The sequence below is a fragment of the Arthrobacter sp. Leaf337 genome, from assembly GCF_001423745.1.
Lineage (GTDB): Bacteria > Actinomycetota > Actinomycetes > Actinomycetales > Micrococcaceae > Arthrobacter.
The window spans coordinates 356,344-368,857 of record NZ_LMPC01000029.1 but is presented as its reverse complement, the minus strand read 5'-3'; the positions used below and the strand labels follow the sequence as shown (position 1 = coordinate 368,857).

At 63.4% G+C, this 12,514-nt stretch carries 12 protein-coding genes; 11 read left to right on the top strand and 1 reads right to left on the bottom strand.

All coding sequences use genetic code 11. The features are described from left to right. Window positions 1–21: 21 nt before the first annotated feature. Together ASF98_RS21400 and ASF98_RS21395 are read left to right on the top strand one after the other, a co-directional pair. A complete protein-coding gene (locus tag ASF98_RS21400; RefSeq protein ID WP_055806743.1) occupies window positions 22–1,314 on the top strand; it encodes a C-glycoside deglycosidase beta subunit domain-containing protein in 1,293 nt (430 codons plus the stop codon). Between the two features lie 31 nt (window positions 1,315–1,345). Beyond that, on the top strand, window positions 1,346–2,824 hold the full coding sequence (locus ASF98_RS21395; RefSeq protein WP_055806440.1) for a C-glycoside deglycosidase beta subunit domain-containing protein: 1,479 nt from the start codon (window positions 1,346–1,348) through the stop codon (window positions 2,822–2,824). Between the two features lie 55 nt (window positions 2,825–2,879). Here ASF98_RS21395 and ASF98_RS21390 read toward each other — a convergent pair whose 3' ends face one another. After that, window positions 2,880–3,824: a LysR family transcriptional regulator gene (locus tag ASF98_RS21390; protein ID WP_055806438.1), complete on the bottom strand. Its 945-nt coding sequence runs from the start codon at window positions 3,822–3,824 to the stop codon at window positions 2,880–2,882. Window positions 3,825–4,057: 233 nt separating this feature from the next. Here ASF98_RS21390 and ASF98_RS21385 point away from each other — a divergent pair, with 233 nt between their 5' ends. The 9 genes from ASF98_RS21385 to ASF98_RS21345 all read left to right on the top strand — a co-directional run bounded on the left by ASF98_RS21385 (window position 4,058) and on the right by ASF98_RS21345 (window position 12,513). Next, window positions 4,058–5,350, top strand: coding sequence for an ABC transporter substrate-binding protein (locus tag ASF98_RS21385; protein WP_055806742.1), 1,293 nt, complete (start codon window positions 4,058–4,060; stop codon window positions 5,348–5,350). Between the two features lie 53 nt (window positions 5,351–5,403). Next, entirely contained in the window at window positions 5,404–6,363 is a 960-nt protein-coding gene (locus ASF98_RS21380; protein WP_055806435.1) for a carbohydrate ABC transporter permease, read from the top strand. A gap of 2 nt (window positions 6,364–6,365) precedes the next feature. Continuing rightward, window positions 6,366–7,202 carry a carbohydrate ABC transporter permease gene (locus tag ASF98_RS21375; protein ID WP_055806432.1) on the top strand — a complete coding sequence of 279 codons (837 nt, stop codon included), beginning with the start codon at window positions 6,366–6,368 and terminating at the stop codon, window positions 7,200–7,202. A gap of 125 nt (window positions 7,203–7,327) precedes the next feature. Continuing rightward, a complete protein-coding gene (locus tag ASF98_RS21370) occupies window positions 7,328–8,104 on the top strand; it encodes a TIM barrel protein (RefSeq protein WP_055806428.1) in 777 nt (258 codons plus the stop codon). Then, the gene (locus ASF98_RS21365) at window positions 8,101–9,657 is read left to right on the top strand and encodes a GMC oxidoreductase (RefSeq protein ID WP_055806425.1); all 1,557 of its coding nucleotides are present in this window, start codon (window positions 8,101–8,103) and stop codon (window positions 9,655–9,657) included. The genes ASF98_RS21370 and ASF98_RS21365 overlap by 4 nt, the downstream gene beginning before the upstream one ends. A 70-nt stretch (window positions 9,658–9,727) precedes the next feature. Beyond that, on the top strand, window positions 9,728–10,123 hold the full coding sequence (locus tag ASF98_RS21360) for a C-glycoside deglycosidase beta subunit domain-containing protein (protein WP_055806739.1): 396 nt from the start codon (window positions 9,728–9,730) through the stop codon (window positions 10,121–10,123). After that, window positions 10,120–11,223 (top strand): sugar phosphate isomerase/epimerase family protein, encoded by a 1,104-nt coding sequence (locus tag ASF98_RS21355; RefSeq protein WP_055806423.1) that lies wholly within the window; start codon window positions 10,120–10,122, stop codon window positions 11,221–11,223. The genes ASF98_RS21360 and ASF98_RS21355 overlap by 4 nt, the downstream gene beginning before the upstream one ends. Window positions 11,224–11,243: 20 nt before the next feature. Beyond that, window positions 11,244–12,269, top strand: a complete 1,026-nt coding sequence (locus ASF98_RS21350) for a sugar phosphate isomerase/epimerase family protein (protein ID WP_055806421.1) — start codon at window positions 11,244–11,246, stop codon at window positions 12,267–12,269. 10 nt (window positions 12,270–12,279) lie between these two features. Continuing rightward, on the top strand, window positions 12,280–12,513 hold the full coding sequence (locus tag ASF98_RS21345) for a hypothetical protein (protein WP_055806418.1): 234 nt from the start codon (window positions 12,280–12,282) through the stop codon (window positions 12,511–12,513). The last annotated feature ends 1 nt before the right edge of the window (window position 12,514 follow it).

Below are 12,514 nucleotides of genomic sequence, written 5' to 3'. Positions count from 1 at the left end.
ACCTAGAGAGAGTGAGCAATGATGCTTCTCGAAAGAGACCTCATCCAGTCCGTTGGCTTCCGGAATGTTACTGACGGCAGGCGCGTAACCGGCTTTCAGTTCCGCCTCCGGATGCCTTCCTACCGCGGCATGGCCGCGTCCCTCATCGCCGGCGTCGCCGTACGCGTAGGCAACGTCGTCGACGTCGGCCCTGACGTTCCGCTGTGGACGTTCGGCGGGCAGACCTACACGCTGCAGCAGCTTTGGGAAAGTGACGGCGTGCGCTGGCCCCTTGAGGAAGCCGCGGTGGTCACCGTTCCTTTCGACGGAGGGCTGCCACAGGGCGTCCACGAGCTCTCTATTGAGCTGCGGCTACGCATGTCCTATATCCCGGTGGAGCATCAGCCCAGCACCTACCGGGTCAGCCGCAAGGTGACGCTCGCGCCGGAAGGCGGCGAAGGCACCTTCCGGTACGGCGTTTCCCTCTACAGCTTCATGGGTGACTACGGCACCGTCCTGGACCTGGAGTCAGCGCTGGCCGCCGTCGCGGACGTAGGTGCCACCGGCGTCGAGATCCTCGGCGAGGGACACATTCCCAACTATCCGGAACCCTCTGGCGCCTGGATCGATATGTGGTTCGGCCTGCTGGAGAAGTACTCACTGGAGCCCACGAACTACGGCTCCTGGATCGACACGCGGCTTCACCCGGGCCGTACTATGACCGTTGCCGAGGGTGCGGCGGCCCTGCAGCGCGACCTGAGGCTTGCCAGCCAACTGGGTTTCGGGTTCGTGCGCCCCAAGATCGGCGTGGTGTCCAGTGATCTGGTCCCGGATCCCATCTGGGCCGAGTCCGTGGAACGATCCCTTGATCTGGCCCACGAGCTGGGGATCATCATCTGCCCGGAAATTCACTCGCCCACGCCGATCAAACACCCCGTCGTCGAGGACTACATCAGCCTCATTGAACGGACCGGAACCAAGAACTTCGGTCTGCTCATTGACACCGGGATCTTCCAGGACCGGCCGATCCCGCTGCGCGAAGGGGAGACCCGCGAGACGAGGCCCGCCTTCCTTGACGGCATCGGCGTCGATCCTGCCGACTTCGCGGACATCGCGCAGTACGTGGTGTTTATCCAAGCGAAGTTCCACGACATTGACGAGCAGCTGGAAGACCAGCAGATTCCCTGGCTGCCCGTACTCAAGGCGCTCAAGGACTCCGGCTACTCCGGCTACCTCTCCAGTGAATACGAAGTCGAACGCACCCCGTGGCGGGCCGTCGAACAAGTGCGCCGCCAGCACGCCCTGATCCGCCGCATCACCTCCGAACTTACCTGACCCATTCCACCTCCCAGCGAAGAGAACAACCATGCCAAACGGACTTCTTGACGATTCAAGCCTCCGCGTCCACCCCGAGGGTTTCGCCCTGGCCCTGACACTTCCGTGGTACCGGAGCCTGTGGCTCTCCTCGGTCTCCAGCCTCAGGCTTACCGTTGACGGCCAGGACATCCCCGCCGAGGACCTGTCCCTGGAACTGGGAGGTGTGCGCTATGCGCTCCCGGACCTGCCGGGTCAAAGTCAGACCCTCTGGTACCTCCAGGACCATCCCCTGCTCATTGTGAAAAGGCAGGACCCGGTCGCGCTCGGTGAGCAGCACTCCGTTCAGCTCATCGGGGAACTGCGACTGCCCTACATGCAGATTGCCCCCGGAACCGACGGGGGTCCCGGCATGTACGTTCCCAATTTCGTGAACCAGACGCTGGACCTCGCCGCCACGGACAGGGCTTCGGCGGCACCGGAGCTGGCGACGGCGGTCACTCCGGCTCCGCCGAAGGCCGAGGAGGATCCGTTCTCCCTCGGGCTTACCCTGTACTCGGCGAGTGCCGAGTTCCGGGCAGGCTGGTACGACTTCAATGGCCTGCTGAACCGAGTTGCCGAGCTGGGCATTGGCCCCGGCATTGAAATCGTGGCATCCCAGGTCCTGCCCACCTATCCCAATGTGACCCATGACTTCGCACGCTCGTGGCACGCGGCCTTCGACAAACACGGTTTCACCGCAAGCTCCTTTGGCGCGAACCTCGATATGGGCCGCCGCCGCGACCGCGACATGACCCCGGATGAGGAATACGAGTTCACCGAGACGCTGTTCCGCGGCGCCAAGAAGCTCGGTTTTCCGCTCATCCGCATCCAGAGCGCCAAACCCGAACTGCTTCGCCGGCTCCTTCCACTCGCCGAGAACCTTGAGCTCAAGCTTGCGTATGAGATTCATGCGCCCCTTGGGCCGAACTCCCCGGAGATCATGAAGGTCCGGGACGTTTTTGCGGAGCTTGATTCACCCTTGCTGGGGTTCGTGGCTGACTTCTCCTCAACCATGCACAGTATGTCTCCGACGCTCCTCCGCGCTGTCCGCCGTGCCGGGCTCGACGACGAAGCCGTCCAGAGGCTGCAGGCCATCTGGTCCACCGATGCCCCGATGAGGGCGCGGCAGGAGGAGTTTATTGGCTACCTGCGGGCACGGGACTTTGATCCTGCCCGCCTTGGCTCCTTCGCGCACCTGGCATTCAACATGCACGGCCATGTCAGCCCGAAGGAGTGGGCTGACATCATGCCCCAGATCATGCACGTCCATGCGAAGTTCTACGACATCGATGAGCAGGGGAGCGAGCCCGCCATTGACTATCCGGAACTCGTCCGGGTATTCGTCGAGGGCGGCTACCGCGGCTACTGGTCCAGCGAGTGGGAAGGCCACGCCTTCGCTGAGCTCGGCGAGGTGGACCCGCTGCTACTGGTCCGGAGGCAGCACGACCTTATCCGCAGGAGTATGCGCACGGCGTTGACCTCAGCCTGACCTGCAAGCCGTAGATCCCTCGATGTCCGCCTGTTATGCGGCGGGCATCGAGGCGTTAATTGACTTGCTTCGTCGCGGCTGCCGCCACGATGTCCCCGGCCTCTTTGAAGAGGCTCCGCATCCACTCGTGCTCGGAGTCCCGGTTGTGTACGGGGTGCCACCACAGGGCATTAACAAGCGGTGTGGCATCAAAGGGCAGTGGCAGGATTCGCACGCCCCCTACACGCACCGCGAACGGCACCAGCGCCGCCTGGATCATTGCGATCCGGTTGGTCCCCACCACAAAGTGCGGCAAGGACTGGAAACTTTCAACCACAACATCCACACGCGGCTCGACGCCCAGCTGCGTGATCTGCCGTTCCGCCGACGTTGACGCTGAGCGTGTCTGATAGGTCATCACCCAGGGAAGTTCGGCGATGTTTTCCATGGTGATGTGCTCGCCGACGGCAGCATTGGACGAGGAGACGACAGCCACCCACCCGTCCCTCCACAGGTCCAGGTAGGGGAGCCCGCTGAGGAAGCCATGCGGAATGACCATGCCGTCCACGGAACGAAGACGGTTAGCGGCATCTTCCACCACCATCGGGTTGTGGAGCATAAAGCGAAACCGGACTCCCGGTGCGCGCTCGGCTGCAAGCTCGGAGGCGACCCGGCCAATGGTGGTGAAGCCGTAATCGGAGCCATAAATGGAAAATTCCCGCTCGGACTCGCTGGGCTCCCATGTTGCCTGGCTCTCAAAGACGCGCCGCGCAGCCTCGAGCGCCGTGGTGGTGTGCTCCGCCAGCCGCAGCGCGAATGGCGTGAGCTCGTACGCATTGCCGCGGCGGGCCAGGATGGGGTCTCCGAAGTGGGACCGAAGCCGCGCAAGCGATGCGCTGAGTGCGGGCTGGCTCAGGTGAAGCCGCTCTGCCGCCCTCGTCACGCTCCGCTCCGTAATGAGCGCATCCAGCGAGATCAGCAGGTTCAGGTCAAGCCGGGAAAGCAGGACATGGTTCGTCACGGTGGGACATTCTTTCAACGGTGAGCTAAGTCAGCCAGTGTATCAGCGGCATCGATACTTTGGATGATGGAGATCACCCGTTTCTATGCAATGTCCGCCTAGTGACCCCAGCGAAACTTATGTCTGTCATCGGCAAGACTTATGTGCTTTTCCAGCACATCTCCTGCATACTGATGAGTGACCGGGGTCACGGCCCCCGGAATTCTTAGACAATGAAGTCAGAAAGGCTGGACATGACACAGCACCGTAGCTATTCGGCTCTGAAGGTCGGCGCCCTCGCAGTACCAACGATCGCAGCCCTCGTCCTCACCGGCTGTTCGGCCCCCGCCAGCGGCAGCTCCCCCACAGGAGGCGCTCAGGAATTTACCCTGTCGTTTGCCACCTCCAACACCATTGAGAGTCCCTTCCAGGTACTGGCTGAGAAGTACATGGCGTCGAATCCGGGCGTGAAGATCACCTTCAACCCGCAGCCCAATGACTCTTACGACCAGACACTCCGCACCCAGCTCCAAGCCGGAAACGCGTCAGATGTCGTAGTGACCTCACCGGGTTCCGGCACCGGCCGCAGCATTTTGCCGCTCGTTCAGGCAGGCTTCCTGGAGCCGCTGGATGCCGCCGCCAAGGAACTGGTTCCCGAGGGTAGCGAGGCTCTCTTTGGGACTGACGGAAAGGTCTACGGCCAGGCGCCGGAGATCACGGTGGTTGGTCTGGTGGCCAACGAAACATCTGCCAAAGCAGCCGGCATTTCGGATTTCCCATCAGACTTCGCGTCCCTCGAGGATCAGTGCAAGTCGCTCGCATCGTCCGGCAAGTCGTTCATTGCGCTGGCTGGCTCCGCTGCTCCGAACACCGGTCTGATGGCGATGTCCCTCGCTGCGTCCCGCGTCTATGCCGAGGACCCGAAGTGGAATGAAAAGCGGGCCGCCAAGGAGACCACATTCGCCGGCTCGGACGGCTGGAAAGCATCGTTGGAGGCGGTCAGCAAGCTTAACAACGCGGGCTGCTTCCAGAAGGGCGCCGCTGGTGCCGGGTTCGACGCCATCACCAAGGGCCTCGCCAGCGGTACCTCGGTTGCCGGCTTTATTCCGGGCCCCAGCTGGAAGCAGCTGAAGACTGCAGCCGCCGACTCCGAATTTAATGTGCGGGCGCTCCCGGCAGAGGCGAGCTCCGAAGGCTTCGTGTACGCCAGTGCGAACTACGCGTTTTCCATCAACGCAGCGTCCAAGAACAAGGATGCCGCCAAGGCCTTCCTCGACTGGGCGGCAGAGCCTGAGCAGACCAAGGCCTTCGCAGAAATCGATGGCGCCCTGCCGGTCACCGGCCTGGACAGCTATGACTTCAACGGTGGCGCCTACAAGAACGTCGGCGATCTCATCAAGAACGGTAAGTACGGCCCGCTGCCGAACAGCCAGTGGCCCAACTCCGCCGTGTACGACGCCCTCGCCACCGGCGTCCAGGGCCTTATCACCGGACAGAAAACTACCGATCAGGTACTCCAGGCCATGGATACCGCCTGGGGACAGTGACAGTTTCAGAACACCACAGTTCCGACGACTCAAAGGGACAAGCAAGGATTACCATGACTGCGACGATGCAACCGAAGAGCGAAGCAGCTAAAGCACCCCTGCGAGGCAGGCGCACTCCGGGGGCGGGCGAAAAACCCCGCCCCCGGAGCACGGGCCTGCAGTTGGGACATTGGTGGTGGGCGCTGCCCGGGATTGTCCTGGTCATCGCCATCCACTACGTGGCAACCGGTATCGGCGGCTTCTTCGCTTTCACCAACTGGACAGGAATCGGCTCGTTCAAAGTTGTGGGCTGGCAGAACTTCGAAGCCATCTTCAAGGACCCCACCAAGCTCGGCGCCCTGACGAACACAATGTTCCTGGCCTTTGGTTCAGTCTTACTCGGCAACGTGGGCGGGCTCATCATCGCCCTCGGCCTCAACCGGATGCTGAAGACGCGGTACATTCTCCGCACCCTCTTCTTTATGCCCGTGGTGCTCAGTCCGCTGGCCACGGCTTACGTCTGGAAGTACATCTTCGACTTCGACGGCCCCATCAACGTCTTCCTCACCTCCATCGGCGCCGGCGACCTCGCCAAACCATGGCTCGCCGACCCGCAGTGGGCCATCTGGACAGTGCTGGTAGTCCTTGTCTGGGGGTCAACCGGCTTCGCCATGGTGATCTTCATGGCCGGACTTGCCAGCGTCCCGGTGGAAGTCGAGGAGGCGGCCGCCATCGACGGAGCAAACCTGTGGCAGCGCTTCCGGAACGTCACGCTGCCGGCTATCCGCCCTGCCATCGCTATTGCCACCACGCTGGGAATCGTCCAAGGGCTTCGGGTCTTCGATCCGATCATGGCCCTGACGAACGGCGGACCCGCCGGTGCCACCGAAACCCTGGCCACGCAGGTCTACAAGCAGGCGTTTGCGCTCGGCAACTTCGGCGGCGGTGCCGCCCTTGCCCTGGTGCTTGCCGCCATCATTCTGTTCTTCGCCGTTATCCAGCAGCGGCTGACGCGTTCGAACCCCGAGGACTAACCATGTTCCGCTACACAAAACTCACCCTTCTCCGCGAAATTGGGCTCTGGGCCCTGGCGCTGATCTTCCTGGCGCCGTTCTACTTCCTGGTGACCACGGCCCTGAAGCCGGACAGCGAGATGTACACCACGTCGCCCCTGGCACTGCCGAAAAGCCCAGACTTCAGCAACTTTGTCGCGGTCCTGACCGCCACCGGCAACTCAAACGTTGTTCTAGGCCTGGTGAACAGCATCATCATTACCACGGGGAGCATCGTGGGGCTGATCGCGCTCGGTTCAATCACCGGATACGTCATCTCCCGCAGCACCCGCCGCTGGAGCAAGGGTGCGTACTACCTCTTCCTGATTGCCATCATCCTCCCCGGCCAGCTCGGCGCAGTGCCCCTCTACATGGGTGCGCGGGCCATGGGCCTCACGGGATCGGCGTGGGGCCTGATCATCCTGTACACCGGCATGCTCCTGCCGTTGTCGATCTTCCTCTATTCCAACTTCTTCCGGGGACTCGGCACGGACTACGAGGAAGCGGCAACCATTGACGGTGCCAGCAGGTCCCAGATTTTTGCGAAGGTGGTGCTGCCCATGATGGCTCCCGCAACCGGAACGGTCACCATCTTCGCCGGGCTCATCGTCTGGAACGACTTCTTTACTTCGCTGATCTTCCTGGGCGGCTCGGCCAACCAGACGCTGCCGGTGGCCATGTACTACTACATCGGTTCCCTGGTGTCGGAGTGGAATTCGATCTTTGCGATCGTGATCGTGTCCATGATTCCCATGCTGGCGCTGTTCCTGTTCGCGCAGAAGCGCTTCATCCAGGGATTCTCCGGCGGCCTGAAAGGCTGACCCGCCCAAGCGACAACCGCGCAGCGTCCCCCGCTTCGTGGCGATCCTCTACGCCCAAAAACGGTGCACCCGGTCCGCGACAACCCCAATTCTCAATCAACCCTTTCAACTTCCAGGAGGCCCGCATGTTTCAACTTGCGCCCAATGTCGATCTTTTGTTTTCAGAAGCAGGCGAAAGCGCTGCTGACCGGGTACGCGCTGCAGCAGCTGCCGGCTTTGACGCCGTGGAGATGTGGGGCCCCACCGGCAAGGACATCCCCGCCCTCAAGGATGCGCTCCAGGAAACCGGAGTCCGGCTCACCGCCCAGCTGGCGGAACCGCGGATGCAGTTCATGATCCCGCCCCGTAACCACGAACCCTTCTATGAGGGGCTTGACGCCGGAGTAGCAGTAGCGCAGCAGCTCGGCTGCCCCCGGATCGTGGTGGGCAGCGGCACCGGGTTCGGCGGGCGCAAGCGGCAGGACCAGCTTGACGAGCTCATCGAGATATTCACCCGCGGAGTCGCGCACATTGAGGGCTCCGGCATCACCCTGGTCCTCGAACCGGTGAACGTCCGGGTTGACCACCCCGGCGCGCTGCTGGACCGGACCTCGGAGGCCGTTTACATTGCCCGGGGAGTGGACTCGCCATTCTTCGGGGTCCTCTACGATCTGTACCACTCAACTGTGGAGGGCGAGGATGTGGCCGCCGAGCTCTCCAACGCCGGCGACCTAATTAAGTACGTGCAGATCGCTGATGCGCCGGGACGCGGCGAGCCCGGATCGGGATCCATCGACTGGCCTGCCCGGCTCGCAGACCTGCGGAACAGCGGCTACGCCGGCCCCGTCGGGCTCGAGTATTACCCGACCATAGACTCGGCAAAGTCCGTCCGGTGGATCCAGGAACTGGTGGCGGGCCGGTGAGCAGCAGGTACCCCGCCGCCGTCGACGTCGCCATTGTTGGCAGCGGACCCACGGCGTCGGCGTACGCACGGATCCTCAGCGAGGAAGCGCCCGGCGCCACCATCGCGATGTTCGAAGTGGGCCCCACGGTCAGCGACCCTCCTGGGTCGCACGTCAAGAACATCGATGATCCTGAGCGCCGCAGCCTTGCCCAGCGGGCCTCGGAAGGTCCGGGAGCGGGCGCCGAAACGGTGAACTCACCCGGTGCCGTCAAGAGCGGGGAGCGCCGGGCCCGGCCCGGAACTTACCTGTTGCAGGACGGCTACGCCTTTCCCGGCGAGGACGGGATGCCCGTCGCGGCCATGTCCAGCAACGTAGGCGGCATGGCTGCCCATTGGACGGCCGCCTGCCCGCGCCCGGGCGGGCAGGAACGCATCGTGTTCCTGCCCGACTTGGAGCAGTTGCTCGACGACGCAGATCGGCTGCTGGGCGTCACCACCCACGCTTTTGACGGTGCCCCGTTCGCGGAACTCGTCCGCGAACGCCTCACGGTTGCGGTTGATGAGGGACGGGACCCGGCCTACCGCGTCCAGCCCATGCCGCTCGCCGTGCACCGGCGGGAGGACGGCGGCCTCGTATGGTCAGGTTCCGACGTCGTGATGGGGGACGTGACCCGCGAAAACCCGCAGTTTGAGCTTTTTGATGAGTCGCTGGTCACCCGCGTGCTGGTGGAGGATGGCATTGCCGCCGGCGTAGAAATCCAGGACCGGCGCAGTGGCGGGACCCATCACGTGTCCGCCCGTTACGTTGTGGTGGGGGCGGATGCCCTGCGCACGCCCCAACTGCTGTGGGCCTCCGGAATCAGGCCCGCCGCGCTGGGCCGCTACCTCAACGACCAGGCGCAGGTGGTCTTCGCGAGCAGGCTGCGCGACGTCGAAGCCGATCACGCCCCGGCAGCCGCGGGTGGTGCGCTTAGCGAACAGAGTGGTGTGTCGTGGGTTCCGTACACTGACGGAGCGCCGTTCCACGGCCAGGTCATGCAGCTGGATGCGTCCCCCGTCCCGCTGGCCGAGGATGACCCCATCATCCCGGGATCGATCGTCGGGCTGGGCCTGTTCTGCGCTAAGGACCTGCAGCGGGCGGACCGGGTGGCGTTCGACGACGGCGCCCGCGATTCCTACGGGATGCCTGCTATGCGCATCCATTACCGCCTCACCGAGCGGGACCACGACGTGCTGGAGCGTGCCAAGCAGGAGATTGTCCGGCTGGGCAAGGCGGTGGGGGAACCGCTCGACGATCGCCCCTTCGTCCTCCCGCCGGGAGCATCACTGCACTACCAGGGCACCACGCGCATGGGCGCGGAGGACGACGGCGAGAGTGTGTGTTCCCCGGACAGTCAGGTTTGGCAAGTTCCCGGCCTTTTCGTGGCCGGCAACGGCGTTATCCCCACCGCCACCGCCTGCAATCCAACGCTGACGGCCGTGGCGCTCGCAGTGCGCGGGGCACGCCGCATCGCAGCAGGTCTGAGCAGGTCTTTACTTATGTTTGAATCAGACAATAGAATGTCTAAATAATGAAGAAGTGGCTTTTGCCCGCCCCTTCACCCAAGCGCAGGCAATGCATGCCGCAGACAAGGAGGTCTCGATGATCGCCGACCGCATTATCGAGCAGGGAACACTTACTACGCAGGACGGCCGCACCGCCGTGGAGGTCCGCATCCCCTGGTACCGGGCCATGCCGGGCTCGTGCATCGCGGGAGCCGCACTGACAGTGGACGGCGTTGCCGCCCCTGAGGACTCGCTTCGCTGGACTATGAACAACCGCACGTTCAGCTTCGAGGAGCTCGTGGATGAGACCGGCGAGTGGTGGTTTCCGCTGGACTCGGCCGTCCTTTCCGGCGACCTTCCCGTGGCGGAAAACCATTCCGAGCACGAGGTCCGCGTGGACCTGAAGCTCTACATCCCGTACATCATCACCGACCACGGCGTGCTGCACATCGAAGAGCACGACACCAAGACCATGAAGGTGGCACAGCGATGACCAGCCTCGGCACTCCCATCCAGGGCGTTACCCTTTACAGCTTCACCCGGGCCTTCCATGCCCGGCAGTACGAGCTCGACGGCCTGATCCGCAAAGTCGCGGCCGAAGGCTTCGGTCCCGGGCTCGAAGTCATTGGATTCTCCAGCCTGCGGGGCTTCCCGGACCGGATCGATGACAACTTCGTCGGGCAGTTCCGCGATCTTGTCGCCGAGGTGGACCTGGTTCCCACCTCGCTTGCAGTAAACGTTGACACGGGCATCCGCCGGGACCGCCTCATGAACCACGACGAGCTGGTCGAATACATGAGGAAGCAGATCGAAGTAGCCGCCAGGCTCGGCTTCCCGATCGCCCGGGTGCAGATTTCGCTGACGCCGGACGCGATGGAAAGCCTGCTGCCCGTGGCGGAGAAGTACGGTGTGACCCTGGCCCTGGAAGTCCATGCGGACCAGCATGGCGCTCATGAACGCGTCCTGGCCCTGCGTGACCGCTACGAGAAGCTGGATTCCCCCCTGCTTGGTTTCACCGCCGACTGGGGTGCCACCGTTACGGGCTTCGCTCCGTCGCTGCTGGAGGCCTACCGCCGGCGCGGTGCGTCCGAGGAGCTGCTGCGGCAGTTGGTTGACCTGTGGAACGGCTTCTACGCCGAAGGGCCGCCCAACACCCAGAAGGTCCACGGCGAGCGGTTCGGTGCCTTCATCGGCCTGGCGGCCCGCAACGGCCGGCCCGATCTGGGCATCGACTTTGGCATCAACGGAACCGGGCTTTTCGGTCCTGCACCGATTGACACCTGGCTTGAAATCATGCCGTGGGTGCGCCACGTGCACGGCAAGTTCTTCGGGATCGACGCGAACGGCGAAGAGCCCTCTGTACCGGTGCGTGCCCTGGTCCGTCAGTTGGTCGAGAACGGCTACTCCGGCGCAATCTCCAGCGAATACGAAGGCTGGCACTGGAACAACTGGCAGGACCCGTTCAGTATCATCCGCGGCGAGCAGGCCGTCCAGCGTTCAGCCGCCGTCAACGCCGGCTCGGCCATGATCACGGACGCCTCGGAAGCCCGCCGCATCCTCAACAGCCACCTCGCCCAGCCCGTCCGCGGCTGACAACGAAGGAATCAGAAAATATGTCAGAAGGCATCGCAGGCTCGGGTATCGAGCTTGGCATCACACTCTATTCGCTCACCTCGGAGTTCGCGGCCGGACTCTACACCCCGGAGACCCTGATCAAGGCTGTGGCCGATGAAGGTCTCGGTCCTGGCGTCGAGTTCAACATCGCCCAGATGTTGCGCACTTACCCGGACGTCGATGATCACTTCGTTCGTTTGTGGCGTGACAGCATGGACCGTTACGGCCTCACCCCCAGCGCAGTGGGCACCAACCTGGACATGGGCCGCCGCAAGGACCGGGACATGACGCCGGACGAGGAGTATGATTTTTTCGCCGCGCAGCTGCGCACAGCCAACAGGCTCGGTTTCCATCGCGTGGTGATCCGCTCCGCCGGCAAGGAACTGCTCCGCCGGCTGCTTCCGCTGGCAGAGAAGTACGACCAGAAGCTCGGCTACGAAATCCATGCACCGCAGGGCCCGAACGATCCCAAGATCCTGCAGATCCGGGAAATGTACGCGGAGCTGGGCAGCGATCGGCTCGGTTTCACGGCAGACTTCAGCTCCACCATGCACAGCCTTTCCCCGACGCTGTTCCGCACGCTGACGCAGATGGGGCTGCCCGAGGAGCACTTTGCTGTCATGCAGGACATCTGGCGCAAGCCGCTGCCGATGCAGGAACGCAACCAGGAATTCGAGGACTACCTCAACGCGAACAACTTCGACCCCGCGCGCCTGGGCCCGTTCACCAGGCTGGCCTTCAATATGCACGGGCTGGTTCCGCCGGAGGAATGGCTGGACATCATGCCGCAGATCTTCCACGTCCACGCGAAGTTCTACGACATCGACGAAAACGGCAATGAGCCAGCGATGGACATTCCCAGGATTGTGCGGCAGTTCGTCGAGGGCGGCTACCAGGGCTACCTCTCCAGTGAGTGGGAGGGGCATGCCTTCGCTGACCTTGGCGAATCCGATCCGATCGATCTCGTCAAGAAACAGCACACGCTCATGCGGCGTGCCATCGAAGACGCCGTCGTTCCGGCCTGAGGAGGGGTTCATGTCTTCCACCGACCGCGGCGACATCGAGAACCCGTTCAGCCGTTACATGTACCTGCACAACGCCGTCGAGGACGAGCGGATCATCCCGCTATGGGTCAAGCCCGGCACTCCGGGCGTGCGGGCACGGTACACCAACGCTGGCCGGTACATCGACTACAGTCCCTCTACACGGCAGACGCCGGACCCCGTGCCACCCGCAGCCCACGACACCTTCGTCGACACGTTCAAGTAAG